This is a genomic window from Dyella sp., assembly GCF_035685885.1.
Classification (GTDB): Bacteria; Pseudomonadota; Gammaproteobacteria; order Xanthomonadales; family Rhodanobacteraceae; genus Dyella.
Map to the genome: position 1 here is coordinate 1 of NZ_DASRZX010000140.1, position 26961 is coordinate 26961.

Here is a 26961-nt window from a genome sequence, read left to right on the forward strand (position 1 = left end):
CGGAGGTGAACGTATTCCACGCCTATCACCAGCAGTTCCTGCAGAAGGAGTTCAAGACCACATGACAACGGCAGCGATCCGCTGGGGCATCATCGGTTGCGGCAACGTCACCGAGGTAAAGAGTGGTCCGGGCTTCAGCAAGACGCCCCATTCCGCGCTGGTGGCGGTGATGCGTCGTGACGGCGACAAGGCGCGCGATTATGCCGAGCGTCACGGCGTGCCGCGCTGGTACGACGACGCGGCGAAGCTGATCGGCGATCCCGAGGTCAATGCGGTGTATGTCGCCACGCCGCCGTCCACGCACAAGCAGTACGCGCTGATGGCCATCGCTGCGGGCAAGCCGGTGTACGTGGAAAAGCCGATGGCGATGGATCACGCCGAATGCGAGGCGATCATCCAGGCAGGGCGCCAGGCGAACGTGCCGGTGTTCGTGGCGTACTACCGCCGCGCGCTGCCGCGCTTCCAGAAGGTGCGCGAATTGATTTTCGGCCAGCAGGCGATCGGCAAGCCGCGCATCGTCAACACCGTGCTGCACGAGCCGCACCATCCGCGCTACCACGACCCCAGGAACCTGCCCTGGCACGTGCAGCCAGACATGTCCGGCGGCGGCGTGTTCATGGACATCGGCTGCCATACGCTGGACATCATCGACTGGCTGTTCGGTCCGATCGTCTCGGTGAGTGGCCATGCGAGCAATCAGCTGGGCGCTTATCCGCCGGAGGATACGGTGGCGATGTCGTTCGCTCTCGGCAACGGCGTATTGGGCACGGGCTTGTGGAATTTCGGCAGCTACAGGCACCACGACCAGATCGAGGTGGTCGGCGACGAAGGGCGCATCGCGTTCGCCACGTTCGGCAACGGGCCAATCACGGTCGAGAATGCCCGCGGTACGCACGAGCACCATGTCGAGAACCCGCTGCACATCCAGCAACCGCTGATCGAAACCATCGTGGCCGAGCTCACCGGCGAGAAGGGGGCATGCCCCTCCACCGCGGAAACCGGCGCGCGCACCAGCTGGGTGATGGACCAGGTGCTGCGCGACTACCGCCGGGAGACCGGCCAGCCGATCGGCGCCTGAGGTTCAGGCGCCGCCGGGACGATCAACGTTCGAAGTCGATCACGATCTTGCCGAAGTGCTGGCCTGAGGCCATGAACTCCAGCGCTTCGCGCAACTGGTCGAAGCCGTAGACCCGGTCGATCACTGGCTGCAGGTGGCCCAGTTCCACCGCCGCGACCATGCGTTCGTGCTGTTCCAGCGGCGCCACGGAAAGGCCCTCGATGCGCAGGCGCTTGAGGATCGCCTGGGTCAGGCGTATCTGTGCATCGTCGCCTCCCATGAACCCGACCACGGCGATGAAACCGTGCATCGCCGCGGCGTCGATCGATTGCGGCAAGGTGGCAGCCCCCACTGTCTCCACCACCAGGTCGACACCCCTGCCGCCGGTGGCGTCACGCACCAGCGGGCTCCACTGCGGATGCGTGCGGTAGTTGATGACCACGTCGGCGCCCAGGTCGCGGGCTCGCTCGAGCTTTTCATCGCTGGAGGAGAGCACGATCGCCCTGGCGCCGCGCAGCTTGGCCAGCTGTAACGCAAACAGCGACACGCCGCCGGTACCGAGGATCAGCACCGATTGGCCGCTGGTGAACCGGGCCAGCTCCAGTGCCTGCCATGCGGTGAGCGCCGCGATGGGCAGGGTGGCCGCCTGGCGATGGTCGAGGCCGGCCGGCGCATGGGCCAGCGCATAGGCGTCGAAGCAGGCGAGGTCGCGCATTACGCCATGGTCGGGGCCGCCCGGCTCCGCGCCGACCCACTCGGGCCGCATGGCGCCGGCGACCCAGCGCGCTTTGTACAGCGTGGTGATGCGGTCGCCGGGCTTGAAGCGCTGCACGCCTGCGCCCACGGCGACCACGGTGCCTGCGCCGTCGGACACTGGCACCAGGGGCAGGTCTACGCCGCGATACAGCTCGCCACGGGCCAGCAGCAGGTCGCGGTAGTTGAGCGAGGCGGCCTTCAGTTGCACCCGTACCTGACCGGGGCCCGGCTGCGGGTCAGGAAGTTCGGTGCGTTGCAGGTGGTCCAGGCCGAAAGAAGTGAGTTGATAGGCGCGCATGGCGTGGCTCCGCGGAAGATGGGCGGCATGGTGGCCCTGCCTCGCCTGCGTGATAATCCATTGTCATTGCACTTCATTTATTCAAATAATGAATAAATCATTCGAACTGACGCCGACACGGGTCCGGGAGCTGCGGGCCTTCGCCGCATCGGCGCGGTTGCTCAATTTTTCGTTGGCGGCACGCGAGACCGGTTGCACGCCTTCGGTGCTGAGCCGGCGCATCGCCGCGCTGGAAACCGTCGTGGGCGCGAGGCTTTTCCTGCGTACGACGCGGCGCGTCGTGCTCACCGCGCGCGGCGAGCAACTGCTGGCCCATTGCCAGCGATTGGAGGCGGTCTTGGGGGAGCTGGCCGTGGAACTGCGACCACAGGAGGGCGAGCTGCAGGGGCGCCTGTGTGTGCACCTGCCGCGTAATTACGGCATCCACCGAGTGGCGCCGCTGTTGGGCCGCTTCATGGCTGAACATCCTTCTGTGCGCATCGAGGCGACCTACGACGATGCCTATGTCGACCTGGTTGCGGCGAAGGTCGATCTTGCCGTGCGCGCCGGCCGGCTCGAATCATCGCAGCTGGTGGCGCGGCGGGTGGGCAACATGCGTCGTTACTTGTGCGCCACACCGGGTTACCTGGAGCACGCGCCACCGCTGAACGACCCCGCCGACCTCAAGTCGCATCGTTGCCTGGCATTCAGTGGGCTGCGCACCGGCACGCTCTGGCAGTTCACGCAGCAACGCCGACGGCGCTCGGTGCGCGTCGAACCGGTGCTCCAGTGCAACGATTCCAAGGCGATCCGCGACGCCGTACTGGCCGGCGTTGGCATCGGCGTCCAGGGCGACTACATGGGCGATCCGTTGCTCGCCTCCGGCGAATTGGTCGAAGTGTTGCCCGACTGGCAACTGAGCCTTTCCCCCATCCACCTGGTGTGGCTGCCAGGCGCCGATCGCGCACCGGCCGTGCGCCGCCTCATCGATTTCCTGGCGACCCACCTGGGCGGTGCCTGAGACGCGTTGTTCTCCCCGATGGACACTGGCGCGGCGAGCGCGGGCAGGGTTGATGGTAGACTGCGCACGCCGGTCCGCCGGCAAAAACCACAAACGACGTCTTCAGGGCGGGGTGCGATTCCCCACCGGCGGTAGGTGCCTTCGGGTACGAGCCCGCGAGCGCTTCCGGTGTCATCGGAAGGTCAGCAGATCCGGTCCAATGCCGGAGCCGACGGTTGGAAGCCAGCGATGGCCTCCAGAAAGTCCGGATGAGAGAAGACGGTATGGCGCACGCCTTCGCGGGCGTGTGCCTGCCAGACGCCTTGGGGCGTTTTTCGCAGCTATTCACGCGGGAAACGTTTCATGTCCAAGCATCGTTATTGTTCCACCGCGGCCTCCATTCGGGAGGTGCGCTGATGTTTACCGGGATCATCCAGAGCGTGGGCCGCATCGCGCGGCTCGAGCCGCGCGGCGGTGACGTGCGTCTGAACGTCGATACGGCCGACCTCGATCTCGCCGATGTGCAGCTGGGCGACAGCATCGCCGTGTCCGGCGTGTGCCTCACTGCCGTGACCCTGGAGCCGCGCGGTTTCAGCGCGGATGTCTCCAACGAAACGCTGTCGCTCACCACGCTGGGCAAGCTGAAGGCCGGCGATCCGGTGAACCTGGAAAAGGCGTTGCGCCTGGCCGACCGTTTGGGTGGCCATCTCGTCTCCGGCCATGTCGACGGCGTGGGCAAAGTGGTCGCCGTGACGCCCGACGGGCGCTCGCAGCGCTGGACGTTCGAGGTGCCGGCGAATCTCTCGCGCTATATCGCGGCCAAGGGCTCGATCTGCATCGACGGCACCAGCCTCACCGTCAATGAGGTGAACGGGCATCGCTTCGGCGTGAACCTTATCCCCCATACGGTGGAACACACGGCATTCCACGCACGCAGGGCGGGTGATGCGGTGAATATCGAAGTGGACGTGGTGGCGCGCTATATCGAGCGGCTTATCGCCAGTGGCGATGCGCCGAGACTGGATGAGGCGTTTCTCAAGCAGCACGGCTTCGCTTAACTCCCTCGCCTTCCCGGAAAGAGGCGGGGAGAGGGTGCGGGGCGTGCGCAATCTTGAACGCACCGCCCCGACCGCCCCCTCATCCGCCCTTCGGGCCCCTTCTCCCGAGGGGAGAAGGATCAAACACACGGAATCCGATCCATGAGCTTCAACACCATCCCCGAGATCCTCGAAGACATCCGCGCCGGCCGCATGGTCGTCATCCTCGACGACGAGGACCGCGAGAACGAAGGCGACCTCATCATGGCCGCCCAGATGGTGCGCCCCGAGGACATCAACTTCATGGTGCGCGAGGCGCGCGGCCTGGTCTGCCTCACGCTCACCGAGCAGCGCACGCGCCAGCTCGGCCTGCGCCCGATGGTGGTGGACAACACGTCGCCATACCACACCAACTTCACCGTCTCGATCGAGGCGGCCGAAGGCGTCACCACCGGCATCTCGGCGCATGACCGTGCACGCACCATCCAGGTCGCGGTGAAGTCGGATGCGAAGCCGCAGGATCTGTCCCAGCCGGGCCATATCTTCCCGCTTACCGCACAGCCGGGCGGCGTGCTCACGCGCGCCGGCCACACCGAGGCAGGCTGCGATCTTGCCGCGCTGGCGGGGCTGGAGCCGTCGGCGGTGCTGATCGAGATCCTGCACGAGGACGGCTCGATGGCGCGCCGCCCCGAGCTGGAAGTATTCGCGAAGAAGCACGGCCTCAAGATCGGCACCATCGCCGACCTGATCCGCTACCGCCTCGAAACCGAAAAAACGGTGCAGCGCGTGTACGAGGAAGACGTGCAGACCGAGTTCGGCCCGTTCCGCCTCGTGGCCTACCGCGACGCGATCCGCCACGGCCTGCATTTCGCGCTGCTGCGCGGCAAGGTGGATGACGGTGCGCCGGTGCTCACGCGCGTGCACGTGCGCAACACGTTGTCGGACGTGCTGCATCTGCAGCGCGATGACCTGGGCCTGACGGTGACCTCCGCGCTGCGCCGCATCGCCGATGAGGATCGCGGTGCCCTGCTGGTGCTCTCGGGCGAAGACACCGCCGATGCGCTGCTGCGCCGCCTCAACCGCCAGCCGCTGGCGCAGGAGCCGGAGGAGGCGCAGCAGCAGGAATGGCGCCAGCTGGGCCTGGGCGCTCAGATCCTGGCCGACCTGGGCATTCACCGACTGCGCGTGCTGGGTACGCCGCGCAAGATGGTGGGTCTGGGTGGGTTTGGGTTGGAAGTGGTTGAGCACGTCTGAACGCAAAAGCGTCCCCTGTGGGAGTGCACGCTGTGCGCGACTGACGGGCACAGCGGCGAGATGGAGGCTCCGCGGTCGCGCACAGGGTGCGCTCCCACAAAAGGAAGGGGCTTTGCACCGCCTCGCCACTTCCGCGCCACAACGCCACCGGCATACTCGGGCTTTCACCACCATCGGCCAGCCATGACCTCCACGACGCTCCGCCTCATCGCACCCTCGGGCTACCCACATGATCGCGACGCCATGACGCGCGGCGTGGCGCGGCTGCGGGCGGCCGGGTGTGCGATCGAAGGCCTCGACGTGCTGGACCGGGTCGAGCACCGCTTTGCCGGCAGCGATGCAGAACGCCTGGTGGACCTCAATCATCTGGCCATCCATCCGTCCCTGCCTGACATCGTGCTGGCGGTGCGCGGCGGCTATGGCGCCACGCGACTGCTGGAACACATCCACTACGGCGCCCTGCGCGAGCGACTCGCGGGCACGTCCACGCTGCTGGTCGGGCACAGTGATTTCACCGTCATCCAGATGGCGCTGCATGCCAAGGCCGGGCTGACCACGTTCGGTGGCCCCATGCTGGGACCCGACTTCGGCGCGCCCACGCTCAACGGGTTGATGTGGGAGCATTTCTGGCAGGCCGTCACCCAGCCCGAGGCCACGGCGCGCTGGGCCACCACCACCGAAACCATGCTGGATGTCGAAGGCCCGCTATGGGGTGGCAACCTTGCCATGCTGTGCAGCCTGATCGGCACGCCGTATTTCCCCAGGATCGACGGCGGCATCCTGTTCGTGGAAGACGTGGGCGAGCCGCCGTTCCGCATCGAGCGCCTGCTGTACCAATTGCATCTGTCCGGCGTGCTGGACCGCCAACGCGCCCTGGTTCTCGGCCACTTCACCAACTGCCGCCCGCACAGTTACGACAACGGTTACGACGTGGCCGCCGTGCTGGACCACATCAGCCGGGTGGCTCATATCCCGGTGGTCCGCGATCTGCCGTTCGGGCACGAGGCGGACAAGTTCACCCTGCCGTTCGGCGTTCCCGCGCGGCTGCGCGTGGCTGACGGGCAGGCCAGCCTCACCATCAGCGGGCATCCGCACCTGTCCGGGGCGGTTTCCCGGCCCGATCCGGGCACGTTGCCTTAAGGCAACACTGACCAAGTATCGTTGCCGTCATGGTGCCTGGAAGGCCTGCAAGCTGTGTCGCGTGGCGCCGGGAAGGCTGGCCGTCTTGCCAAGCCGCGCGGCGCAGCTTGCGGGCCTTCCAGGCATCACCCATTCCTTGATTCAGCATGCGGGGCCAGCCCTGTCTGCCCGCAGGCCTTCGGTCCGCCGTCTCGACAGCCAGTCAGGCTGCCTTCGTCGACGGCCCTGTGGCCTGCGAACAGACAGGGCTGGTGACGGCGACGATACTTGGTCAGTGTTGCCTTAATTCCCGTAAAATAGCCGGCCCGCATGGGCCACCGAGCCCACAGGAAACCCCGATTCATGAAGATCATCGAAGGCGATTTCGCCACGCCCAAAGGCCGTTTTGCCATCGTCGCCGGCCGTTTCAACGGCTTCGTCGTCGAGCCCCTGGTGGCTGGCGCGCGTGATGTGCTGGTGCGCCACGGCGTGAAGGACGACGCCATCGAGCTGATCCGGGTGCCGGGCGCCTGGGAAATCGCCCTGGCTGCGCACAAGGTGGCGAACTCCGGCAAATACGCCGCGGTGATCGCGCTGGGCGCGGTGATCCGCGGTTCCACCCCGCATTTCGACTACGTGGCCGGCGAATGCGCCAAGGGCCTGGCCCAGGCTGCCTACGGCTCCGGCGTGCCGGTGGCGTTCGGCGTACTGACCACCGACACCATCGAACAGGCCATCGAGCGTTCCGGCACCAAGGCCGGCAACAAGGGCGCGGACGCGGCACTGGCGGCGCTCGAGATGGTCAACCTGTACGGAAAGCTGTGATGAACCAACGTCCCGAAGGCATCGATCTCGCTGCACGGTCCCGCGCCCGTCGCCGCGCGCTGCAGGCGCTGTATGCCTGGCAGATCGGTGGTAGCCGCATGAATGCGGTGATCGATCAGTTCCGCCACGAGCAAGACATGGAAGTGGCCGACCTCGAGTACTTCGAAGACCTGCTGCACGGCATCGAGCGCCATGCCGCCGCCATCGACGAGGCCATCAAGCCGTACGTCGACCGCGAGGTCGAGCAGATCGATCCGATCGAGCGCGCGGCACTGCGCCTGGCCACCTACGAGCTGAAGTACCGCCCGGACGTGCCCTACCGCGTGATCATCAACGAGGCCATCGAGGTCACCAAGCGTTTCGGCGCCGACCATGGCCACAGCTACGTCAACGGCGTGCTGGACAAGCTGGCCAACGCGCTGCGCTCCACGGAAAAGCGCGGCTGATGGACGGCGTGGAGCGGCAGTCTCCCGTCGTTCCCGTCCTCGACACCGAGCGCCTGCGCCTGCGGGCGCATCGTGCCGAAGACCACGCCGAGCGCGTGGCGATCTGGTCCGATCCCGAAGTGACTCGCTTCATCGGTGGCCGCCCGCTGACCGGCGAGGAAATCTGGCGCCGCTTCCTGCAGTACATGGGCCTATGGAGCGTGCTGGGCTACGGCTATTGGGCCGTGGAAGAGAAGTCCACGGGGCGCTACATCGGCGACATCGGTTTCGCCGACTTCAAGCGCGACCTGCAACCGTCGCTGGAAGGCATGCTGGAATTTGGCTGGGTGCTGGCGTCGCACGCGCATGGCAAGGGCTACGCGAGCGAAGCGGTGGTCGCCGCCATCCACTGGGCCGAGCAGCATCGACCCGGCATGCGCGCGGTGTGCATCATCGATCCTGCCAACCAGCCATCGATCCGCGTGGCCGAGAAGGCCGGCTTCAAGCGCTGGCAGGAATCGACCTACCACGGCGGCCCCACTGTCGTGTTCAGCCGGTAGCATCGGCGGCGACCCTTCACGCACTCGGGCCGCATCCATGGAATTTCGCCTGATCGACCGCATCCGCGAACGCACCGCGCAAGGCCGCGAAGACGTGCGTCTGGGGATTGGCGATGACGCCGCGCTGGTGGCACCACCGGCCGGTCAGGAATTGGCCATCGCCATCGACACCATGGTCGAAGGCGTGCATTTCCCGCAGGGCACCGATCCGGCTGACATCGGCTGGAAATCGTTGGCAGTAAATCTCTCCGACCTCGCCGCGATGGGCGCCAGCCCGGCCTGGGCACTGCTGGCACTCACGCTGCCGCGCCAGCCGGCGGAGCAGGCGCAGCAATTCATCGACGGCTTTGCCGAAGGCTTCGCGCAGCTCGCGCAGCCTCACCGGCTGGCCCTTATCGGCGGCGACACCACGCGTGGACCCCTTTCGGTGAGCGTGGCGGTGCATGGTTTCGTGCCGCCCGACAAGGCGCTCACGCGTGCCGGCGCCCGCGCGGGCGACGTGGTGCTGGTAACCGGCACGCTGGGCGACGCAGCGGCCGGTCTGCGACTACTGCAGTCAGGTGCTCGCGTGGCAGAAGGCGACGGTCGCGCGGCGTATCTGATCGAACGTCTCCATCGCCCCACGCCGCGCCTGCAGGCGGGGTTGGCCCTGCGTGGCCGTGCCACGGCGTGCATCGATGTGTCCGATGGCCTGGTCGCCGACCTCGGGCATATCTGCGAGGCCAGCGCGCTGGGCGCCGAGATCGACGCCTCGCTGCTGCCGCGCTCGTCGATGCTGCTGGGCGCGTTCGACGATGTCGTGACGCGCGACTTCGCGCTGTCCGGCGGCGACGACTACGAGCTTTGCTTCACGGTGCCGTCTTCGCAGGTCGCCGAAGTGCAGGGTGACCTCGCGCGGATGGGCTGCGGCGCCACGCGCATCGGGCGCATGGTCGAGGGCGATCGCGTGCGCGTGCGCGACGAACAGGGCCAATGGCTGGAAACGAACCATCACGGCTGGGACCACTTCGCATGAGCGACAAGAAGACACTCACGCCCGATCAGCGTCGGCTCCTGCTGGCCACGCCCGCCGGCTGGATCGCCTGCGGTTTCGGCTCTGGGCTGGCACCCGTCGCGCAGGGCACGTTCGGCTCGCTGGCGGCGATCCTGCCCTGGCTGCTGCTGCGCTCGTTGCCGCTTCAGCTCCATGTGTTTGCCATCGCGGTCGCTTTCGTCGTGGGCGTGTGGGCATGCGGCATCGCGGGACGCGCTGTGGGTGTGGACGATCACCGCAGCATCGTGTGGGACGAATTCGTCGGATTGTGGATCGCACTCATGCCCGCGCTGTGGGCACCGTGGTGGAGCGTGGTGCTCGGCTTTGCGCTGTTTCGCCTGTTCGACGTGTGGAAGCCCTGGCCCATTCGCTGGCTGGACCGGCAGCTGAAGGGCGGCATGGGCGTGATGGTCGATGACGTGGTCGCCGGCGTGTTCGCCGCGCTCGTGCTGGCGTTGCTGCTGCGGCTGTAGCGAGTCCTTGCAGGAGCGCGTTTCGCGCGAAGCGACTGTTTGGCCGTCCATTTGCCGTGCCCATGTTTGGCCGTCCATGGTGGCCAGTGAGATCGCGAAAAACGCACTGAAGCGGAATTGTCAGTCTGTTTGCAGGCCGGGTGGGCGATGGCGCCACCCGTGATGAATATGTGAAAACGCACATTTCTGGCTGCTGCATGCCTGCGGCACCGACAAAAATTCCTATGGAAACCCCGTCTATGTAGGCATCTACTAATGCTGCAGTGCCGCGTGAAGCTTTGCCGGCAGCTGCAACAGGGGCGTCTGTACGGCAATTTGGCGGACGCATTCCGGCCCTGCATCACCGCAGCGCGCCAGCGTAAGCGCATCTGACGGTAGCGGGGCAGGGGAAGCCGGCCTGGCGCCGGCGTGCAGGGGGTTTGACCATCAGGGGGTGTGTCATGCGCAAACTTTTCGGGTTGGCATGTCTGATCGCGCTCGCTTGGAGCCTTTCGGCGTCGGTATGGGCGGCTGACAAGCCGGCCGGGCCGTGCCGTCTGATCGATCCATCGACCTGTTCCAGCGCAAGCGAGCTTTCGCGCGCCTCGGGCTTCACCACGGCGCTGGGGCATTTCGTCGGCGACGAAAAAGCCAGCTATTTCAGCTCAAAGCGCTCGCTCAGTGCGCAGGCGCTCTCGGCCTTCAGTGGGCAACAGTACAACGTGGTGCTGCTCGGGAACGGGCGCTACCTGTATTCGGCATGCCCGGCACGCGATTGCACGGGCAACGCCGCCGCCATCGTGGTGGACGAGTACGGCAAGATCGAAGCGCTGGGCTTTTCCAGTTTCCATTGCGATACCGGTTGTGATGACTATCGCTACCTGGACATCTACGTGCGCAAGGACGGGCAGGATGACGCCGTGCTGGCCGCGCTCAAGCAATGGGGCACCAGCGACCGCTTGCGCGACGTGGGCCGACCGGGTGCCGACGACGGCATCGACAAGCGGATGGACGTCCATTTGCTGCCATGAAGCGCTAAAGGACGCGGGGATGCAGCGGCGTCCCCGCATCGGCGAAAACGGTCAGCTGGCCAGTCGCAACGCGCAGTAGGGCAGGATGAAGAACATCCAGGTCGAAGTCTTGTACCAGGCCATGCCCGCGTAGTGGATCGCGTCGAAGGTTTCCTCCGACAGGCGGAACCAGCGCCGGTGCAGTGCGTACATCGGACCGTGCAGCAGGCGGAACAGCGCAAACCACACGGTGACCAGCGCCAGGTTGAAGATCGCAGCCCAGCCCAGCCCAGCCCAGCCCAGCACCGCGCGCAGCGATTGGACAGTCATCGGTGGCTCCTTCGCAGGTGGTGCGCTCAGCTTGCCTTGGCTTCCAGCACGATGCGATAGCGCGCGTTGCCATCGGCGAGATGCCTGAGCGCCTCGTTCACCTGGTCCATCGGGAACATTTCCACCTGCGGGCGGATGTCATGTCGCGTGGCGAAATCGAGCAGCGTGGCGATGTCGACGGGCGAGCCGGTGGGCGAACTTGAGACTTCACGCTCGCCCATCATCAAGGTGAAGATCGGCACCGGAATCGGCTCAAGCACGGCGCCCACCACATGCATGCGGCCCATCGGCGCCAGCGTGCCCAGCAGCGCGTTCCAGTCCAGCGGCACGTTCACCGTAACCAGCAGCATGTCGAGCGAGCCGGCGATCGCCTTGATCGCGGAAGCGTCGCGGCTGGAAACGATGTTGTGCGCGCCGAACGCGCGCGCTTCGTCGGCCTTCGCCGCGTTGGAGGTAAACGCCGTGACTTCGCATCCCCATGCCCGCGCGAACTTGAGCGCCATGTGGCCGAGGCCGCCGATGCCCACCACGCCCACGCGGGCGCCGGGGCTGACGCGGTAGGACAGGAAGGGCTTGAGCACGGTGATGCCGCCGCACAACAGCGGACCCGCGCTGGCCAGGTCAATGCCTTCGGGCAGCGGCACCGCCCACGCCCAGTGCGAGCGCACCTTGTCGGCGAAACCGCCCTGGTGTCCGCCGCCGATCGTCGCGAGGCCTTCCGGGCAGAGGTTTTGATGGCCGGAGAGACATTGCTTGCAGTGCATGCAACTGGAAGCCGTCCAGCCGATGCCCACGCGCTGTCCCATCGCCAGGCCCTTGGCATGTTCGCCCAAAGCCGTGACGCGCCCGATCACCTCATGCCCCGGCACGAACGGAAAGCGTGACATGCCCCATTCGTTTTTGATCATGGAGAGGTCCGAATGGCAGATGCCGCAATAGTCGACCGCGACTTCCACCTCTTCGGCACCGAGCGCCCCGAGATCGAAGGTCTGTAGCGACAGCGGCTTGCCCGCCTCAGTGGCTGCCCAACCCTGCATCTGCGACATAGTTCTGGCTCCCGTGAATGTGCATGCGTCGGCGACCGGGCAGCCTAATCTCCATGGCGTGCGCATGGCGTATAGATGCTGCCGATGGACGCCGCGCGCCTGCTCTTGCATGCTGTTCCATCCCCTTCGCCAGGAGTGCACCCATGCAATATCGACGTCTTGGAAAATCCGGCCTGCAGTTGTCGGCGCTGTCGTTCGGTGCGTGGGTGACCTTCGGCCGCCAGGTGGGCCGCTCGCTGGCGCGCGATCTGCTGGCGATGGCGCACGATCGGGGCGTCAACTTCTTCGACAACGCCGAGACGTACAACCACGGCGTGGCAGAGACGCTGATGGGCGATGTGCTGGCGGACCTGCGCTTTCCTCGCGACAGCTATTGCGTGTCGAGCAAGGTGTATTTCGGCGCCGTGGACGATCCGCTGCCCACGCAGCGCGGCCTCTCGCGCAAGCACGTGGTGGAGGCCTGTCACCAGGCCTTGCAGCGGCTACGCGTGGAACATCTGGATCTTTACTTCTGCCATCGTCCCGATCCGGACACGCCGATCGAGGAAACCGTCGCGGCCATGGACATGCTGGTGCGCCAGGGCAAGGTGCTGTATTGGGGCACCAGCGAATGGCCGGCGGCAGCGATCGTGGAAGCGCATCGCGTCGCTCGCGAAAACTACATGATCGCGCCAACGATGGAGCAGCCCCAGTACAACCTGCTGCACCGCGAGCGGGTCGAACAGGAATACGCCCCGCTGTACAGCGCCTACGGCATGGGCACGACCATCTGGTCACCGCTGGCTTCGGGCTTGCTCACCGGCAAATACAACGACGGCATGCCCGCCGACGCGCGCCTTGCGCAGCCGGGCTATGAATGGCTGCGCGAAGCGATCCTGGAGCAGGGCGGTGCGCGCATCGACAAAGTACGGCGGCTCACACCGATCGCATCGGACCTGGGCGTGTCGATGGCGCAGCTGGCCGTGGCGTGGTGCCTGGTGAATCCACATGTCTCGACGGTGATGCTGGGGGCAAGCAAGCTCGACCAGCTCAAACACAATCTGGATGCGCTGGACGTGCTGCCGCGCCTGGACGCCGAGGTGTTGAAGCGGATCGAGCAAGCGCTGGGTTGATCGTTGCCTATCTTGCGAGTGGGGGCGATGGGCGAAAGGCCGGCGGAGTGGCGATGTCCTAACGCTGCGGTCGCGCACTGAGTGCGCTCCTACCCCTTGGGCATTTCGCGAGCGCGGCGACCGGTACTTTTTTGTAGGAGCGCACCCAGTGCGCGAAGGGCGGCGGCATCGGCGAGTTCCTGTGGGAGCGCGCCCTGTGCGCGACTCGCCACCGACACATCACGAAGCGCGCCATCCCCATCCGCCTCGCATTGCCTGCAACCCGCCCCCGGATTGCCATCTACTGCCCGCAACCCGCCGGCCCGGAAAGGCACGGTGCCGGGACCCATCAAGGAACCCTCACGCATGAAGCCCTCACTCCGCATGGCGCTTGCCGCCGCCCTCGCCGTTTCGGCCTTCTCCTGCGCGCATGCGGAAGATCCCGAATGGACGCAGCCGCAGAAGCCGTTCCGCATCTACGGCAATACGTATTACGTCGGCACGCGTGGCCTCAGTTCCGTTCTGGTCGACACGGGGCAGGGATTGGTGCTGATCGACGGCACGCTGCCGCAGAACGCGAGGCAGATCGAAGCGAACATCGCGTCATTGGGTTTTCGCATCACCGATGTGAAGCTGATCCTCAACTCGCACGCGCATTCGGACCATGCCGGCGCCATCGCCGAACTCGCGCGCGACAGCGGTGCCCGCGTGGAAGCAAGCAGCGCGGGCGCCAAGGCGCTGATGCTGGGCGGCAAGGACCCGGCCGATCCCCAATACGGGGAAGCACCGCTGTTTCCTCCTGTTGCGCAAGTCATCGTCGTTGCCGACCACGGTGTCGTGCAGGTGGGCGACGTGGCGATTACGGCGCATTACACGCCGGGCCACACGCCGGGTGCCACGACGTGGACCTGGCGCGCGTGCGAAGCGGGGCGCTGCATGAACATGGTGTACGCGGACAGCCTCGGTGCCTTCGCGGCCGATGGCTACCGGTTCGGCGACCCGGCGCATCCGGAACGCCTGGAAGCCTATCGGCGAAGCATCGACACGATCGCGTCGTTGCCTTGCGACATCCTGCTGTCGCCCCATCCGGGCCAGAGCGATTTCCTCGAACGCGTGGCGCTGCGCGACGCCGGCGCCAAGCCCGACCCCGTGATCGACGGCCACGCCTGCCGTGCCTATGCCCAAGCAGGGCGGGCCAAGCTGGAGGCGCGGCTGGCCAAGGAAAAGGGCGTGCAGCCGAGCGGCAAGGGCGGGCACTGAACAGGACGTCGCATAGGGGCCTTCAATGGGTTGACACTTAAATGAGAATTATTATCATTCATGTGCCACTTCCCACTGCGGAGTTCCACCATGACGACCAGCGTCCTGACCCTGCCGCACGGCGCCCCGGCGCCGGTTCGCGCGTTTCGCCTGCTGACCCTCAAGGCGCCCGCGCCCTCGACTGAGGCACCGGCCCGCCGCGTGTCCAGCCAATCGCTGCTCAACGGCGAGCGCGAGCTGGTGATCCAGCACCAGGGCAACGAGTACCACCTGCGCCTCACGCGCAACGACAAGCTGATCCTCACCAAGTAATCGCCTCACCGAGGAGCGCTTCATGGGCATGGATGCCTGTTCTCCCCGCCCGGGTTACCGGGCTCGTTGCTCAGGCCTATCGCCACGCCGTTCCGCGGAACGCCAGCCGGGTCGCCTCCCACGCAGGAGATTGACGATGTTTGCCTGGCTCGCGCACGCCTTCGCCACGATCCAACCGAATTACGAAGCGGCCCACTGGTCCATCAGCCGCTGTCTGGTGCCGATGTCCGGCAGCGCCTTGGCCGCGCGCCTGCCATGGCTCGGCAGCGTGCTGTACCTGCCCGCGCGCTGCACCGATGCCGAGCCCTGGCCGTTGCCCGCGGGCTGGTTGGCCGCACGCTGCGAGCTGGCGCCGCTGCTGCGTACCGAAGGATTGATCGTATCGAGCATGATCGGCGCCGATGGCCCCCGCGAGTGGGTCGATTGCGTGGATGCGAACGGCGAGTTCTGCGCGCGCCTGCACCTGCTGCCCGACACCGACTATCTGGCCTGGGATGCACTGCTGTCGCAAGGCGAGCCCTTGCCGGCTGCGCCGCTGTGCCCGCGTCACGTGGCCTGCCGCGCGGCCAGTGCCGAACTGGTGTGTTTCAGCACGCGCTCCCTCGGTGCGATGGCCGTGCTGGATACGCTGCCACTTGGCCACTTGTCCTCGTTGGGGCGGCACATTGCCCGCGAGGTTGCGCGCTCGTCCGCCGTGGAGCTGGAACCGGCGCTGGGTTGAGTCCCGCCGTCCGCGGACGCTTGTCCGTCTGTCCGTGACGGTGTCCGCGGACAGCTGTCCGTCGTGCGGGTGGCTTTCTAACTCACTGAAAAGACCGCAGTAAGTCATCGATTTCCAGTTGGCACGCCAATTGCTGACAGGAACCAGGGGCCGCATTGTCCGCGGCCAGGGACCCATCGATGATTCGTGACACTTCCGCGCAAGACCGTCTGGTCGAGGTCAAATCCAATCCCAGGCGCCGCATGATGCTGATCGGCGGCGGTGTTGCCGTACTCGCGCTGCTGGCGCTGTTCGGCCCGCGCATCGGCCGCCTGTTCTCCGCCGACGCTTCGGTGAGCTCCTCGCGCCTCGCCTTCGCCACCGTGCAGCGTGGACCCTTCGTCCGTGACATCGCGGCCGAAGGCAAGATCGTGGCCGCCGTCAGCCCCACCATGTATGCCACGTATGGCGGCGCGGTGACGCTCAAGGTGCACGCGGGCGATGCGGTGAAGAAGGGCCAGGTGCTCGCCGTGATCGACAGCCCCGAGCTCACCAACAAGCTCGCGCAGGAACAGAGCGCGGCCGACGCGATGCAGGTGGATTACCTGCGTGCGCAGATCGATGCCCGCAAGACGCGCGGCGAACTGCAGAAGGCCTACGACAACGCCAGCATCGACCAGCAGGGCGCGCAGCGCGATCTGGCCCGTTACCAGAAGGCGTTTGCCCAGGGCGCGGTGCCCAGCATGGACGTCGACAAGTCCAAGGACTCGCTGGAGAAGGCGCGCATCACGCTGGAGCACGCCAAGGCTGACCTGTCCACCAACACCGACAGCCTCAACTTCGACATCCAGTCCAAGAAGCTCGCGCATGATCGCCAGGTGCTGCTGGTGAAGGACCTGCAGCGCCAGGTGGACGACCTCAACGTGAAGTCGCCGGTGGATGGCCAGGTCGGCCAGTTGTTCATCGCCGAACGCGCCACCGTCGCCAAGGATGCCCAGCTGCTCAGCGTGATCGACCTGACCGCGCTGGAAGTGGAAATGAAGGTGCCGGAAAGCTTCGCGCGCGATCTGGGCATCGGCATGGCCGGCGAGATCAGCGGCAACGGCAGCGTGTGGAAGGGCCTGGTCAGCGCCATCTCGCCGGAAGTGGTGAATGGCGAAGTGGCCGCGCGCCTGCGCTTCGACGGCGCCACGCCCAAGCAGCTGCGCCAGAACCAGCGCCTGTCGGTGCGCATCCTGCTCGACAAGCGCGACAACGTGCTCACCGTGCAGCGCGGCTCCTTCGTCGACGAATCGGGCGGCAGCTACGCCTACATCGTGCGCGACGGCGTTGCCGAGAAGCATCCCATCCGCGTCGGCGTCAGCAGCATCGACAAGGTGGAGATCCTCGATGGCCTGAAGGAAGGCGACAACATCGTGATCTCCGGTACCGACAGCTTCAAGGGCGCCCAGCGCGTCGCCATCAGCAACTAACCACCACCACCGAACCACCGAAGGACGCAACCATGCTCAAGATGACCCACCTGTCCAAGGTCTACCGCACTGAAGTGGTGGAGACCTACGCGCTGCGTGATTTCAACATCAACGTGAACGAAGGCGAGTTCGTGGCCGTCACCGGTCCGTCCGGCTCGGGCAAGACCACCTTCCTCACCATCGCCGGCCTGCTTGAAACCTTCACCGGCGGCCAGTACCACCTGGACGGCGTGGAGGTGAGCAACCTCAACGACAACGAGCGTTCGAAGATCCGCAACGAGAAGATCGGCTTCATCTTCCAGGCGTTCAACCTCATTCCCGACCTCAATGTCTACGACAACGTCGAAGTGCCGCTGCGCTATCGCGGCATGAAGGGTCCGGAGCGCAAGGACCGCATCATGAACGCACTGGAGCGCGTGGGTCTGGCATCGCGTGCCAAGCACTACCCGGCCGAACTCTCCGGCGGCCAGCAGCAGCGCGTGGCCATTGCCCGTGCGCTGGCCGGCTCGCCGCGCCTGCTGCTGGCGGACGAACCGACCGGCAACCTGGACACGCAGATGGCGCGTGGCGTGATGGAGCTGCTCGAGGAAATCCATCGTGAGGGCGCCACCATCGTGATGGTGACGCACGATCCGGAACTCGCCGCCCGCGCACAGCGCAACGTGCACATCATCGACGGCCAGGTCGTGGACCTCGCGGAAGACCCGCGTTTCCACCAGGCGGTGCATGCGGCACGCGCCAACTCGCCGGCCTGACGACCACCCAAGGACACCTCCCGCTTTCGGCGGGAGGCCGACATCGCCCCCTGAGCGGACGACCATGTTTGCCTACTACCTCCAGCTTGGCCTGCGCAGCCTGCGCAAAAACCCGTTGCTGACCGCGCTGATGGTGATGGCGATCGGTTTCGGCGTGGCCGCATCGATGACCACCTATTCGGTGTTCCGCGCCACGTCGAACAACCCCATCCCCAACAAGTCGTCGCGGCTGTACGTTCCGCAGATCGACAACTGGGGTCCGGAGGACGCCGCCGAGAACAAGGGCGAGCCGCCGAGCGCGATGAGCTATACCGACGCCATCAACCTGATGCGCGACAAGCGTGGCAAACGGCAGACCGCGCTGTATCCCATCGGTCTTTCAATCGTGCCCGACGACGTGAACATGCTGCCGTTCCGCGAGAACAGCTACGGCGTCTACGCCGATGCATTCGCGATGTTCGACATTCCCTTCATCTACGGCGGTGGCTGGAACGCGGCAGACGATGATGCGCACTCGGCGGTGGCGGTGATCGGCCGCGAGCTCAACGACAAGCTGTTTCGTGGTGCCAACAGCGTTGGCCGTGAGATCAACCTCAACGGACGCAGCTATCGCATCACCGGCGTGATGGACAAGTGGCATCCCGAACCGTTGTTCTTCGACGCCGTGAACACCAATGGTTTCGACGATCCCACGGAAGTGTTCGTTCCCTTCACGCGCGCGGTGGAACTGAAGATCAGTACCAACGGCAACAACAACTGCAATCGTGACGCGGGTAACGGCTGGGATGCCTGGATTCACTCCGAGTGCGTGTGGACGGGCTTCTGGGTGGAACTGCCGACCACCGCTGATGCGGACGCCTATCGCCAGTACCTCAACGGTTACTCGGCCGAGCAGCAGCGCGCCGGCCGATTCAAGTGGGCGCCGAACACGCGCCTGCGCAACGTGATGGAGTGGCTGGACTACCAGAAGGTTGTGCCTCAGGAGGCCAAGGTGTCGCTGCTGGTGTCGCTGGGCTTCCTGCTGATCTGCCTGGTGAACACGGTGGGCCTGCTGCTTGCCAAGTTCCTCAAGCGCTCGGCGGAGATCGGCGTGCGCCGGGCACTGGGTGCGTCGCGCAAGGAAATCTACCTGCAGTTCCTGATCGAGGCAGGTTCCATCGGCCTGGCCGGTGGCGTGCTGGGCCTGCTGCTGACCGGCCTGGGCGTGCTCGGCGTATCGCTGGTGTTCGAGCCTGACATCGCCAAGCTGGCGACGCTCGACATGTCGCTGATGGCGCTGACCTTGCTGGTGGCCATCCTCGCCACCGTGCTGGCGGCCTTCTATCCCACGTGGCGGGCGGCGCAGGTGCAGCCGGCCTGGCAGCTGAAATCCAATTGAGGCGATGACCATGCTGCAGATCAAGCCCATTCTCGCCGCGCTCAAGCGACACAAGGCCGGCACCATCCTCATCGCCATGCAGATCGCGCTGACGCTGGCGATCGTGTGCAACGCGTTGTTCATCATCCAGCAGCGTATCGAACGCATCTCGCGTCCCAGCGGGATGGTCGAGACCGACCTTATGGCGATCCAGAACCGCTTCGTCGGCGTGGACGACTTCAAGGGCGGCGGTACGCTGTCCCGTGCGGACGTCCAGGCGTTGCGCCAGCTGCCGGGCGTGCAGGACGCCATCTCGGTGAACTCCTACCCGCTGCGCGGCGGCGGCTGGTCTACCGGCGTGCGTCTCAATGCGGATGACAAAAAGCCCAAGGGTCACACCACGCTGTATTTCGTGGATGACCATGCACTGGCGACGATGGGCGCACGCCTGATCGCCGGCCGCAATTTCCGCGCCGACGAAATCAGCGATGCCGATCCGCAGGCCGTGGGCGATCCGGCGGTGGTGATCGTCAGCAAGGCGATGGCCGACAAGATGTATCCGGACGGTTCCGCGCTGGGCAAGCCGATCTACCTGGGCGACAGCAAGAAGCCCAGCACCATCATCGGCATCGTGGCCCAGCTGATCGTGCCGTGGAACGGTACCTGGGCGGACAACTTCTTCGAGAACGCCGTGCTCGAGCCATTCCTGCTCACCGGCTCTTACACCAACTACCTGATCCGCACCAAGCCGGGCCAGTTGCAGGACGTGATGAAGTCGGCGCCGGCGGCACTCACCAAGGTCAATCGCATGCGCGTGATTCCTTCGGAGCGTGGCGTGCGCAGCTACGCCATGGTGCGCGATGTGGCGACCAAGGGCGATCGCGGCATGGCGATCCTGATGGGCGTGGTGTGCCTGGTGCTGCTGGCGATCACGGCGGCGGGCATCGTGGGCCTCACCAGCTTCTGGGTGGGCCAGCGCCGCAAGCAGATCGGCGTGCGACGTGCGCTGGGTGCCACGCAACGCGACATCCTCAGCTACTTCCTCACCGAAAACCTGCTGATCGGCACGGCCGGCGTCGTGATAGGTGCACTGATGGCCGTGGGCATGAACCTGTGGCTGGTCACCCAGTTCGAAATGGCGCGGCTTTCCCTGCTTTACGTGCTGGTCGGCGTGGTGGTGCTGCTGCTGTTGGGGCAGGGCGCCGTGCTCGCTCCGGCCGTGCGCGCCTCACGCGTGCCGCCGGTGGAAGCGACGCGCTCGGTGTAAGGCGGCATCGATAGGTCACGGAAGAATGTCACCGGCAGAGTCCGCAAGCGGAACGAGGTATTCATGAGCGGCATGTTTGTCCACAACCTGCGACTTGGCACGGCCAGCCTGCGGCGCAACCCGCTGCTGACGGCGCTGATGATCATGTCGATCGGGTTTGGCGTGGCGGCGTCGATGGTGACGTACGCCGTGTTCCGTGCGGTATCGGGTGACCCGATACCGCAGAAGTCCTCGCAGTTGTTTGCACCGCAGATCGACAACCGCGGCCCGCAGTACAACCGCGAGGGCGAGCCGCCCGATGCGCTCAACTACACCGACGCCATGGCGCTGATGCGCGCGCACAAGGCGCCAAGGCAGACGCTGCTGTTCCAGGTCGGCCTGTCGGTGATGCCCGATGACGCGCATCGCATGCCGTTCAAGGCGATGGGTTATGCAACCTATGGCGACTTCTTCCCGATGTTCGACGTGCCGTTCCGGTACGGCAACGGCTGGAACGCGGAGCAGGACAACGCGCGCGAGCCCGTGGCGGTGATCAGCCGCACGCTCAACCAGAAGCTGTTCGGTGGCGAGAACAGCGTGGGTCGACGCATTACGCTGGAAGATCGCCAGTACCGTATCGTCGGCGTGAGCGAGAACTGGGATCCCAAGCCTCGTTTCTTCGACATGTTCAGCGGCAATGCGTATGCCGATGCGCCGCAGGTGTACATCCCGTTCACCTATGCCATCGACCAGCGCATCGATACCTACGGCAACAACAACTGCGGCAGCGACGGCAAGCGCGGCGACGATTTTGACAGCTGGCTGCGCGGCGAGTGCGTGTGGATCAGCCCGTGGGTGGAACTCAACACCGCCGACCAGGTGCAAGCCTATCGCCAGTTCCTGGACGGCTATGCCGAAGAGCAGCGCAAGGCGGGCCGTTTCAACTGGGCGCCGAACAACCGCCTGCGCGACGTGCACGCCTGGCTTGACCACGAACACGCGGTGCCGCCGGAAAGTCGCATTTCGCTGTCGCTCGCGCTGGGTTTCCTGGTGATCTGCCTGGTCAACACGATCGGCCTGCTGCTGGCGAAGTTCATGAGGAGGGCTCCGGAAATCGGCGTGCGTCGTGCGCTGGGTGCATCGCGTGCGGACATCTACCGGCAGTTCCTAGCGGAGGCGGCGATGGTCGGTCTTGCCGGTGGCGTGCTGGGCCTGGTGCTTACCGGGGCGGGCATGTTCGGCGTCGGGCTCGTGTTCGAACCGCAGATCGCGCGCCTCGCGCACCTGGACCTCTCGCTGGTGGCGCTGACCCTGTTGCTGGCGGTGACGGCCACCGTGCTGGCTGCGTTCTATCCCACGTGGCGTGCGGCGCAGGTCCAGCCTGCGTGGCAGCTGAAGTCCAACTGAGGAGACGACCGTGCAGATCAAGCCGATTCTCTCCGCGTTGCGCCGGCACAAGGCGGGCACGTTCCTGATCGCGATGCAGATCGCCTTGACGCTCGCCATCGTTTGCAACGCGCTGTTCATCATCCAGCAGCGCCTTTCGCACCTCTCCGAACCGAGCGGCGTGGACGAAGCCAGCCTCTTCGTTATCCAGAACGAATGGGTGGGTGCGGCCACGGGCGAGCAGGTCGACGCGAAGATGCGCGAAGACCTGAGCGTGCTGCGCTCGCTGTCCAGCGTGCAGGACGCCACGCCGAGCAACTCCTATCCGCTGCGCGGTGGTGGCTGGGACGACGGCGTGAAGCTCAAGCCTGAGCAGCAGCAGGACACCACGGGCGCGACGATCTATTTCGCCGATGATCATTTCATCGACACGCTGGGGCTCAATCTTGTCGCGGGGCGCAACTTCCGCGCCGAGGAGATCACGCCGATGAACGTGCGCGACCGCCTCAGCCCGCCGGCGGTGATCGTGACCAAGGCGCTGGCCGACAAGTTGTTCCCGCAGGGCGATGCGGTAGGCAAGACGATCTATCTGGTCGGCGGCCCCACCACCATCGTTGGCGTGGTGCAGTTGCTGCAGTCGCAGAGCGTGGACCGCTGGGCGGCCTCGTTCGCCTATCGCTCGGTGATCGTGCCCAAGCGGCTGGCCATCTCGCTGGGCGGCTGGTACCTCGTGCGTGCGCGGCCAGGGCAGCTGGAAGCGGCGATGCGCGCCGCGCCCAAGGCCTTGTTCGAACACAATCCCCGCCGCGTCATCAATGACGAAGATGGCGTGCTCAGTTTCAGCGAGGTCCGCTCGCGCGCCTATGAACGGGACCGCGGCATGGCCATCCTGATGGGAGTGATCTGCATGGTGCTGCTGGCGATCACCGCGGCCGGCATCGTGGGCCTCACCAGCTTCTGGGTAGGCCAGCGCCGCAAGCAGATCGGCGTGCGGCGTGCGCTGGGTGCCACGCGACAGGACATCCTCAATTATTTCCTCACCGAGAATTTCCTGATCAGCTGCGGCGGCGTGGTGGTGGGTGCACTGCTCGCCGTCGCCATCAACCTGTGGCTGGTCACGCGTTTCGAGATGCACCGCCTGTCGCTGACGTATCTGCTGGCTGGCGTGGTGATCCTGCTGTTGCTGGGGCAGGGCGCCGTGCTGGCGCCGGCCATGCGCGCCTCGCGCGTGCCGCCGGTGGAGGCCACGCGGTCGGTGTGACCGCGTGGAAGACTAGGGAAGAGGGGAAACCGAAATGTTCAGCTACTACCTGGACCTGGCGCTGCGTAGCCTGAGGCGCAACAAGATGCTCACGGCACTGATGGTGCTGGCCATCGCGCTGGGCATCGGCGCCAGCATGACCACGCTGACGGTGCTGCACGTGCTGTCGGGTGATCCGCTGCCCGGCACCAGCAACACGCTGTTCTATCCGCAGATCGATCCGCAGGACATGGACGGCTACGAGCCCGGCAAGGAGCCGCCGCGGCAGATGACCTGGATCGACGGCCAGAACCTGCTGCGCGCCAAGCGCGCGGACCGGCAGGCACTGATGACCGGTGGCGCGGTGCCGGTGCAGCCGACGCAATCGAGCCTCGATCCGTTCTACAGCGACGCGCGCTACACGACGAGCGACTTCTTCCCGATGTTCAAGGTGCCGTTCCTCTACGGCCGTGCCTGGAATGCATCGGACGATGAAAGCAAGGCGCGCGTGGTGGTGATCTCGCGCACGCTCAACGACAAGCTGTTCGGCGGCAAGGACAGCACCGGCCAGACGCTGCGCATGAAGGACACCGCTTTCCGTGTGGTGGGCGTACTCGACAGCTGGCGTCCCAATCCGCACTTCTACGACGTCAACATGGGCAACTACTCGGCCGGCGAAGATGTGTTCGTGCCGTTGTCCACGTCGCGCGATGTCCGCTTCGATCACAACGGCTCGACCGACTGCTGGGGCACCGGCGGCGGCGACGACGAGCATGTCGAAACGCAACCCTGCGTGTGGCTGCAGTTCTGGGTGCAGCTGGACAGCACGGCCAAGGCCGCCGCGTACAAGGAATTCCTCACCCACTACTCGCAGGAGCAAAAATCGCTGGGCCGCTTCGAGCGCCCGGTGAACGTGCGCCTGCCGGGGTTGATGGAATGGCTGGACATCAACAAGGTGGTGCCCGGCGACGTGCGCCTGCAGACCTGGCTGGCGTTTGGCTTCCTGCTGGTGTGCCTGGTCAACACGGTGGGCCTGATGCTGGCGAAATTCCTGCGCCGCTCGGGTGAACTCGGCGTGCGACGCGCGCTGGGCGCTTCCAAGCGCGAAGTGTTTTCCCAGTTGCTGGTGGAATCGGGTGTCATCGGCCTGGCCGGCGGCATCGGCGGATTGCTGCTGGCCTTCGCGGGCCTATGGCTGGTGCGCCTGCAACCCTCCGACTACGCCGCGCTGGCGCATCTGGACTTCTCGATGCTGCTGATCACCTTCCTGCTGGCGGTGGGCTCCAGCCTGCTGGCCGGCCTGTTGCCGGCCTGGCGTGCCTGCCAGATCACTCCGGCGCTGCAACTGAAGAGCCAGTAATCATGGATATCCTGCCCATTCTCTCCACGCTGCGCCGGCACAAGATCACCGCTTTCCTGGTGATCATCGAAATCGCGCTCACCTGCGCCATCGTGTGCAACGCGGTGTTCATCATCAACCAGCGCCTCGACCGCATGAACATGGCAAGCGGCGTCGATGAACATCGCCTGCTGCACGTCGCGCTGGCCGACATCGGCGCCAGCAAGGATCAGAAGGCGCGCATGCTCGAAGATGTCGCCGCGCTTCGCCAGCTTCCCGGCGTGAAGGAAGTGGCCTCGCTCAACGAGGTGCCGTTCGGCAACTCCTCGTGGAACAGCGGCATCAAGCTCGATCCCAAACAGCGCGTGTCCACGCTCAATGCCACCACCTATTACGGCGAGAACGTGGTGAACGCACTGGGTCTGCAGCTGATTGCCGGTCGCGACCTGCGGCCGGAGGAATACATGGACTTCGATGACGTGGTGCGCGGCGCGGCCGCGAAGGACGCCAAGGCGATTCCGAAGTTCGTGATCATCACGCAGAACCTCGCCAACCGGCTGTGGCCGGGACAGCAGGCGCTGGGCAAGCAGATATGGCTGTCCGAGTACCCGTTGACCGTGGTGGGCATCGTGAAGGAACTGGTGCGGCCGTCGATCTGGGACGACGCGGCCAAGAGCTACAGCATGATTTTCCCGATACGCCTGGCGCAGGGGCAGTACGTGATCCGCACCAATACGCCGCAGGATCGCGAGCGGGTGCTGGCCGCCGCAGTGGCCAAGCTCAAGGAGATCAACCCGCATCGCGTGGTGCTGAAGAAGCACATCCTCGATGACATGCGTCACGAATTCTTCCAGAACGATCGCGCCATGGCCGGCCTGCTGGTAGGCGTTTGCATCGCGTTGCTGGTGGTGACGGCGCTGGGCATCGTCGGCCTGGGCAGCTTCTGGGTGGCGCAGCGTCGCCGGCAGATCGGCGTGCGCCGCGCGTTGGGTGCCACGCGCCGCAACATCCTGCATTACTTCCAGACCGAGAACTTCCTGCTCGCCACGATCGGCATCGTGGTCGGCATGGTGCTGGCGTACGGCATCAACCTGCTGCTGATGGTGCACTACGAACTGCCGCGCTTGCCGATGATCTATTTCCCGGTAGGTGCATTGTCGCTTTGGGTCATCGGGCAATTGGCCGTGCTGGGCCCGGCGATGCGCGCGGCCGCGGTGCCGCCGGTGGTGGCTACACGGTCGGTGTGATCCCTGAAGCGGACGGAGCGGGAAAGACAAGGAGCGCAGTGGATGTTCGCCTATTACCTTGACCTGGCGTTTCTCAGCCTGCGTCGCAACATGATGCTCACGGCACTGATGGTACTGGCCATCGCCGTGGGCATCGGCGCTAGCATGACCACGCTGACGGTGACCCACCTGCTTTCCGGCGATCCCCTGCCGGGCCGCAGTCAGCACATCTACTACCCGCAGGTAGACGCCGAGCCCAAGCGTTCGGATGACAAGGAACCTTATGACAAGCTCGACTACCAGTCGGCGGTGGACCTGTGGAGCGCGCATCGCGCCGACCGCCAGGCCATCGTGGTGGACAGCAGGCTGAAACTCAGCGATCCCGCCAGCGGCGCGCCACCGATCATGTCGATGATGCTGTCCACCACGGCGGACTTCTTTCCCATGTTCGACGTGCCGTTCCAATATGGTGGCGCGTGGAGTGCGCAGGACGACGCATCGCGCGCACGCGTCGCGGTGATCACCGCCGACCTCAACCAGAAACTGTTCGGCGGCGCCAACAGCGTGGGCCGCACGCTGCGACTGCGCAACAGCGACGTGCGCATCGTCGGCGTGCTCAAGCCGTGGCGTCCGTCGCCGCAGTTCTACATGGTCGCGGGCGGTCGCTTCTCCAATGGCGATACGGCCGATTTCTATGGCAAGCCGGAAGACGTCATCACGCCGTTCTTCACCGGCCTGGATATCAACGACGGCAGTTTCTGGCAGTTCACCTGCTGGAGCCTGCCTGCGCGCACGGGCCATCTGCAGGATGCGCCTTGCGTATGGCTGGGCTTGTGGGTGCAGCTCGACAGCGCGGCCAAGGCCGCTGACTACCGTCGTTTCGTCGCCGACTATGCGGCGCAGCAGAAGACGCTGGGGCGTTTCACGCATGCAGGCAACACGCGCATGCGCAGCCTGATGGAGTGGCTGGATTTCAATGGCGTCGTGCCGTCTGACGTGCGCCTGCAGACCTGGCTGTCGTTTGCATTCCTCACCATCTGCCTGTTCAACACGGTCGGCCTGCTGCTGGCGAAGTTCCTGCGCCGCAGTGGCGAGATCGGCGTGCGACGCGCACTGGGTGCAAGCCGTGCCGCGGTGTTCGCGCAATGCATGGTGGAATCGGTGGTGATCGGGTTGATCGGTGGCCTGTGTGGCCTCCTGCTGACGCTGCTGGGCCTGTGGCTTGTGCGCCAGCAACCGGTCGCTTACGCGGACCTCGCGCGACTGGACGTGCCGATGTTCCTGCTCACTTTCGTGCTTGCCGTTGGTGCCAGTGTGCTGGCTGGCGTGCTTCCCGCGTGGCGAGCCTGCCGGGTAGCGCCGGCCTGGCAATTGAAGACCCTGTGAGGCAACGATG

At 65.6% G+C, this 26961-nt stretch carries 27 protein-coding genes and 1 riboswitch; of the genes, 24 read left to right on the forward strand and 3 right to left on the reverse strand.

Annotated elements, in window-relative coordinates:
• Nucleotides 1-61 precede the first annotated feature (61 nt).
• Nucleotides 62-1078, forward strand: coding sequence for a Gfo/Idh/MocA family oxidoreductase (locus tag VFG49_RS15515; protein WP_324862120.1), 1017 nt, complete (start codon nucleotides 62-64; stop codon nucleotides 1076-1078).
• 22 nt (nucleotides 1079-1100) lie between these two features.
• On the opposite strand, the gene VFG49_RS15520 is transcribed toward VFG49_RS15515, so the two are convergent.
• Entirely contained in the window at nucleotides 1101-2111 is a 1011-nt protein-coding gene (locus tag VFG49_RS15520; RefSeq protein WP_324862122.1) for an NAD(P)-dependent alcohol dehydrogenase, read from the reverse strand.
• A gap of 88 nt (nucleotides 2112-2199) precedes the next feature.
• On the opposite strand from VFG49_RS15520, the gene VFG49_RS15525 reads away from it, so the two are divergent.
• From VFG49_RS15525 to VFG49_RS15570, 10 genes are all read left to right on the forward strand, one after another.
• A complete protein-coding gene (locus VFG49_RS15525; protein WP_324862124.1) occupies nucleotides 2200-3111 on the forward strand; it encodes a LysR family transcriptional regulator in 912 nt (303 codons plus the stop codon).
• 94 nt (nucleotides 3112-3205) lie between these two features.
• A riboswitch (FMN riboswitch) is annotated at nucleotides 3206-3375 on the forward strand.
• 131 nt (nucleotides 3376-3506) lie between these two features.
• Complete coding sequence (locus VFG49_RS15530) at nucleotides 3507-4148, forward strand: riboflavin synthase (protein WP_324862126.1); 642 nt, start codon at nucleotides 3507-3509, stop codon at nucleotides 4146-4148.
• A gap of 141 nt (nucleotides 4149-4289) precedes the next feature.
• Nucleotides 4290-5381, forward strand: coding sequence for a bifunctional 3,4-dihydroxy-2-butanone-4-phosphate synthase/GTP cyclohydrolase II (gene ribBA, locus VFG49_RS15535; protein WP_324862129.1), 1092 nt, complete (start codon nucleotides 4290-4292; stop codon nucleotides 5379-5381).
• 183 nt (nucleotides 5382-5564) lie between these two features.
• Nucleotides 5565-6521, forward strand: coding sequence for a muramoyltetrapeptide carboxypeptidase (gene ldcA, locus VFG49_RS15540; protein ID WP_324862131.1), 957 nt, complete (start codon nucleotides 5565-5567; stop codon nucleotides 6519-6521).
• A 342-nt stretch (nucleotides 6522-6863) separates the two neighbouring features.
• Nucleotides 6864-7325, forward strand: a complete 462-nt coding sequence (ribE, locus tag VFG49_RS15545; RefSeq protein WP_324862133.1) for a 6,7-dimethyl-8-ribityllumazine synthase — start codon at nucleotides 6864-6866, stop codon at nucleotides 7323-7325.
• Complete coding sequence (nusB, locus tag VFG49_RS15550) at nucleotides 7325-7771, forward strand: transcription antitermination factor NusB (protein ID WP_324862135.1); 447 nt, start codon at nucleotides 7325-7327, stop codon at nucleotides 7769-7771. Before ribE ends, nusB begins: the two co-directional genes overlap by 1 nt.
• Nucleotides 7771-8310, forward strand: a complete 540-nt coding sequence (locus VFG49_RS15555) for a GNAT family N-acetyltransferase (RefSeq protein WP_324862137.1) — start codon at nucleotides 7771-7773, stop codon at nucleotides 8308-8310. The genes nusB and VFG49_RS15555 overlap by 1 nt, the downstream gene beginning before the upstream one ends.
• 37 nt (nucleotides 8311-8347) lie before the next feature.
• Entirely contained in the window at nucleotides 8348-9325 is a 978-nt protein-coding gene (thiL, locus tag VFG49_RS15560) for a thiamine-phosphate kinase (RefSeq protein ID WP_324862139.1), read from the forward strand.
• Complete coding sequence (locus tag VFG49_RS15565) at nucleotides 9322-9816, forward strand: phosphatidylglycerophosphatase A (protein ID WP_324862141.1); 495 nt, start codon at nucleotides 9322-9324, stop codon at nucleotides 9814-9816. Before thiL ends, VFG49_RS15565 begins: the two co-directional genes overlap by 4 nt.
• Before the next feature lie 440 nt (nucleotides 9817-10256).
• Nucleotides 10257-10826 carry a hypothetical protein gene (locus VFG49_RS15570; RefSeq protein ID WP_324862143.1) on the forward strand — a complete coding sequence of 190 codons (570 nt, stop codon included), beginning with the start codon at nucleotides 10257-10259 and terminating at the stop codon, nucleotides 10824-10826.
• Nucleotides 10827-10877: 51 nt separating this feature from the next.
• On the opposite strand, the gene VFG49_RS15575 is transcribed toward VFG49_RS15570, so the two are convergent.
• Both VFG49_RS15575 and ahr read right to left on the reverse strand, forming a co-directional pair.
• A complete protein-coding gene (locus VFG49_RS15575) occupies nucleotides 10878-11135 on the reverse strand; it encodes a DUF6868 family protein (RefSeq protein WP_324862146.1) in 258 nt (85 codons plus the stop codon).
• 26 nt (nucleotides 11136-11161) lie between these two features.
• Complete coding sequence (gene ahr, locus VFG49_RS15580) at nucleotides 11162-12181, reverse strand: NADPH-dependent aldehyde reductase Ahr (protein WP_324862148.1); 1020 nt, start codon at nucleotides 12179-12181, stop codon at nucleotides 11162-11164.
• Between the two features lie 143 nt (nucleotides 12182-12324).
• On the opposite strand from ahr, the gene VFG49_RS15585 reads away from it, so the two are divergent.
• The 13 genes from VFG49_RS15585 (at nucleotide 12325) to VFG49_RS15645 (ending at nucleotide 26951) form a co-directional block, all read left to right on the forward strand.
• The gene (locus VFG49_RS15585; RefSeq protein WP_324862150.1) at nucleotides 12325-13293 is read left to right on the forward strand and encodes an aldo/keto reductase; all 969 of its coding nucleotides are present in this window, start codon (nucleotides 12325-12327) and stop codon (nucleotides 13291-13293) included.
• A 345-nt stretch (nucleotides 13294-13638) separates the two neighbouring features.
• Nucleotides 13639-14532, forward strand: a complete 894-nt coding sequence (gene bla, locus VFG49_RS15590) for a subclass B3 metallo-beta-lactamase (RefSeq protein ID WP_324862152.1) — start codon at nucleotides 13639-13641, stop codon at nucleotides 14530-14532.
• A 90-nt stretch (nucleotides 14533-14622) separates the two neighbouring features.
• Nucleotides 14623-14844, forward strand: coding sequence for a hemin uptake protein HemP (gene hemP, locus VFG49_RS15595; protein WP_324862154.1), 222 nt, complete (start codon nucleotides 14623-14625; stop codon nucleotides 14842-14844).
• 136 nt (nucleotides 14845-14980) lie between these two features.
• Entirely contained in the window at nucleotides 14981-15565 is a 585-nt protein-coding gene (locus VFG49_RS15600) for a hypothetical protein (protein WP_324862156.1), read from the forward strand.
• Nucleotides 15566-15744: 179 nt separating this feature from the next.
• Nucleotides 15745-17016 (forward strand): efflux RND transporter periplasmic adaptor subunit, encoded by a 1272-nt coding sequence (locus tag VFG49_RS15605; protein ID WP_324862158.1) that lies wholly within the window; start codon nucleotides 15745-15747, stop codon nucleotides 17014-17016.
• 32 nt (nucleotides 17017-17048) lie between these two features.
• A complete protein-coding gene (locus VFG49_RS15610; RefSeq protein ID WP_130619520.1) occupies nucleotides 17049-17771 on the forward strand; it encodes an ABC transporter ATP-binding protein in 723 nt (240 codons plus the stop codon).
• 64 nt (nucleotides 17772-17835) lie between these two features.
• Entirely contained in the window at nucleotides 17836-19149 is a 1314-nt protein-coding gene (locus tag VFG49_RS15615; RefSeq protein ID WP_324862163.1) for an ABC transporter permease, read from the forward strand.
• A 10-nt stretch (nucleotides 19150-19159) separates the two neighbouring features.
• The gene (locus VFG49_RS15620) at nucleotides 19160-20395 is read left to right on the forward strand and encodes an ABC transporter permease (protein WP_324862165.1); all 1236 of its coding nucleotides are present in this window, start codon (nucleotides 19160-19162) and stop codon (nucleotides 20393-20395) included.
• A 72-nt stretch (nucleotides 20396-20467) separates the two neighbouring features.
• Nucleotides 20468-21781: an ABC transporter permease gene (locus VFG49_RS15625; RefSeq protein WP_324862202.1), complete on the forward strand. Its 1314-nt coding sequence runs from the start codon at nucleotides 20468-20470 to the stop codon at nucleotides 21779-21781.
• Between the two features lie 10 nt (nucleotides 21782-21791).
• Nucleotides 21792-23021, forward strand: coding sequence for an ABC transporter permease (locus VFG49_RS15630; RefSeq protein ID WP_324862168.1), 1230 nt, complete (start codon nucleotides 21792-21794; stop codon nucleotides 23019-23021).
• Between the two features lie 34 nt (nucleotides 23022-23055).
• Nucleotides 23056-24360, forward strand: a complete 1305-nt coding sequence (locus VFG49_RS15635) for an ABC transporter permease (protein ID WP_324862170.1) — start codon at nucleotides 23056-23058, stop codon at nucleotides 24358-24360.
• Nucleotides 24361-24362: 2 nt separating this feature from the next.
• Nucleotides 24363-25586, forward strand: a complete 1224-nt coding sequence (locus VFG49_RS15640) for an ABC transporter permease (RefSeq protein WP_324862172.1) — start codon at nucleotides 24363-24365, stop codon at nucleotides 25584-25586.
• A 42-nt stretch (nucleotides 25587-25628) separates the two neighbouring features.
• A complete protein-coding gene (locus tag VFG49_RS15645) occupies nucleotides 25629-26951 on the forward strand; it encodes an ABC transporter permease (RefSeq protein ID WP_324862174.1) in 1323 nt (440 codons plus the stop codon).
• Nucleotides 26952-26961 lie beyond the last annotated feature (10 nt).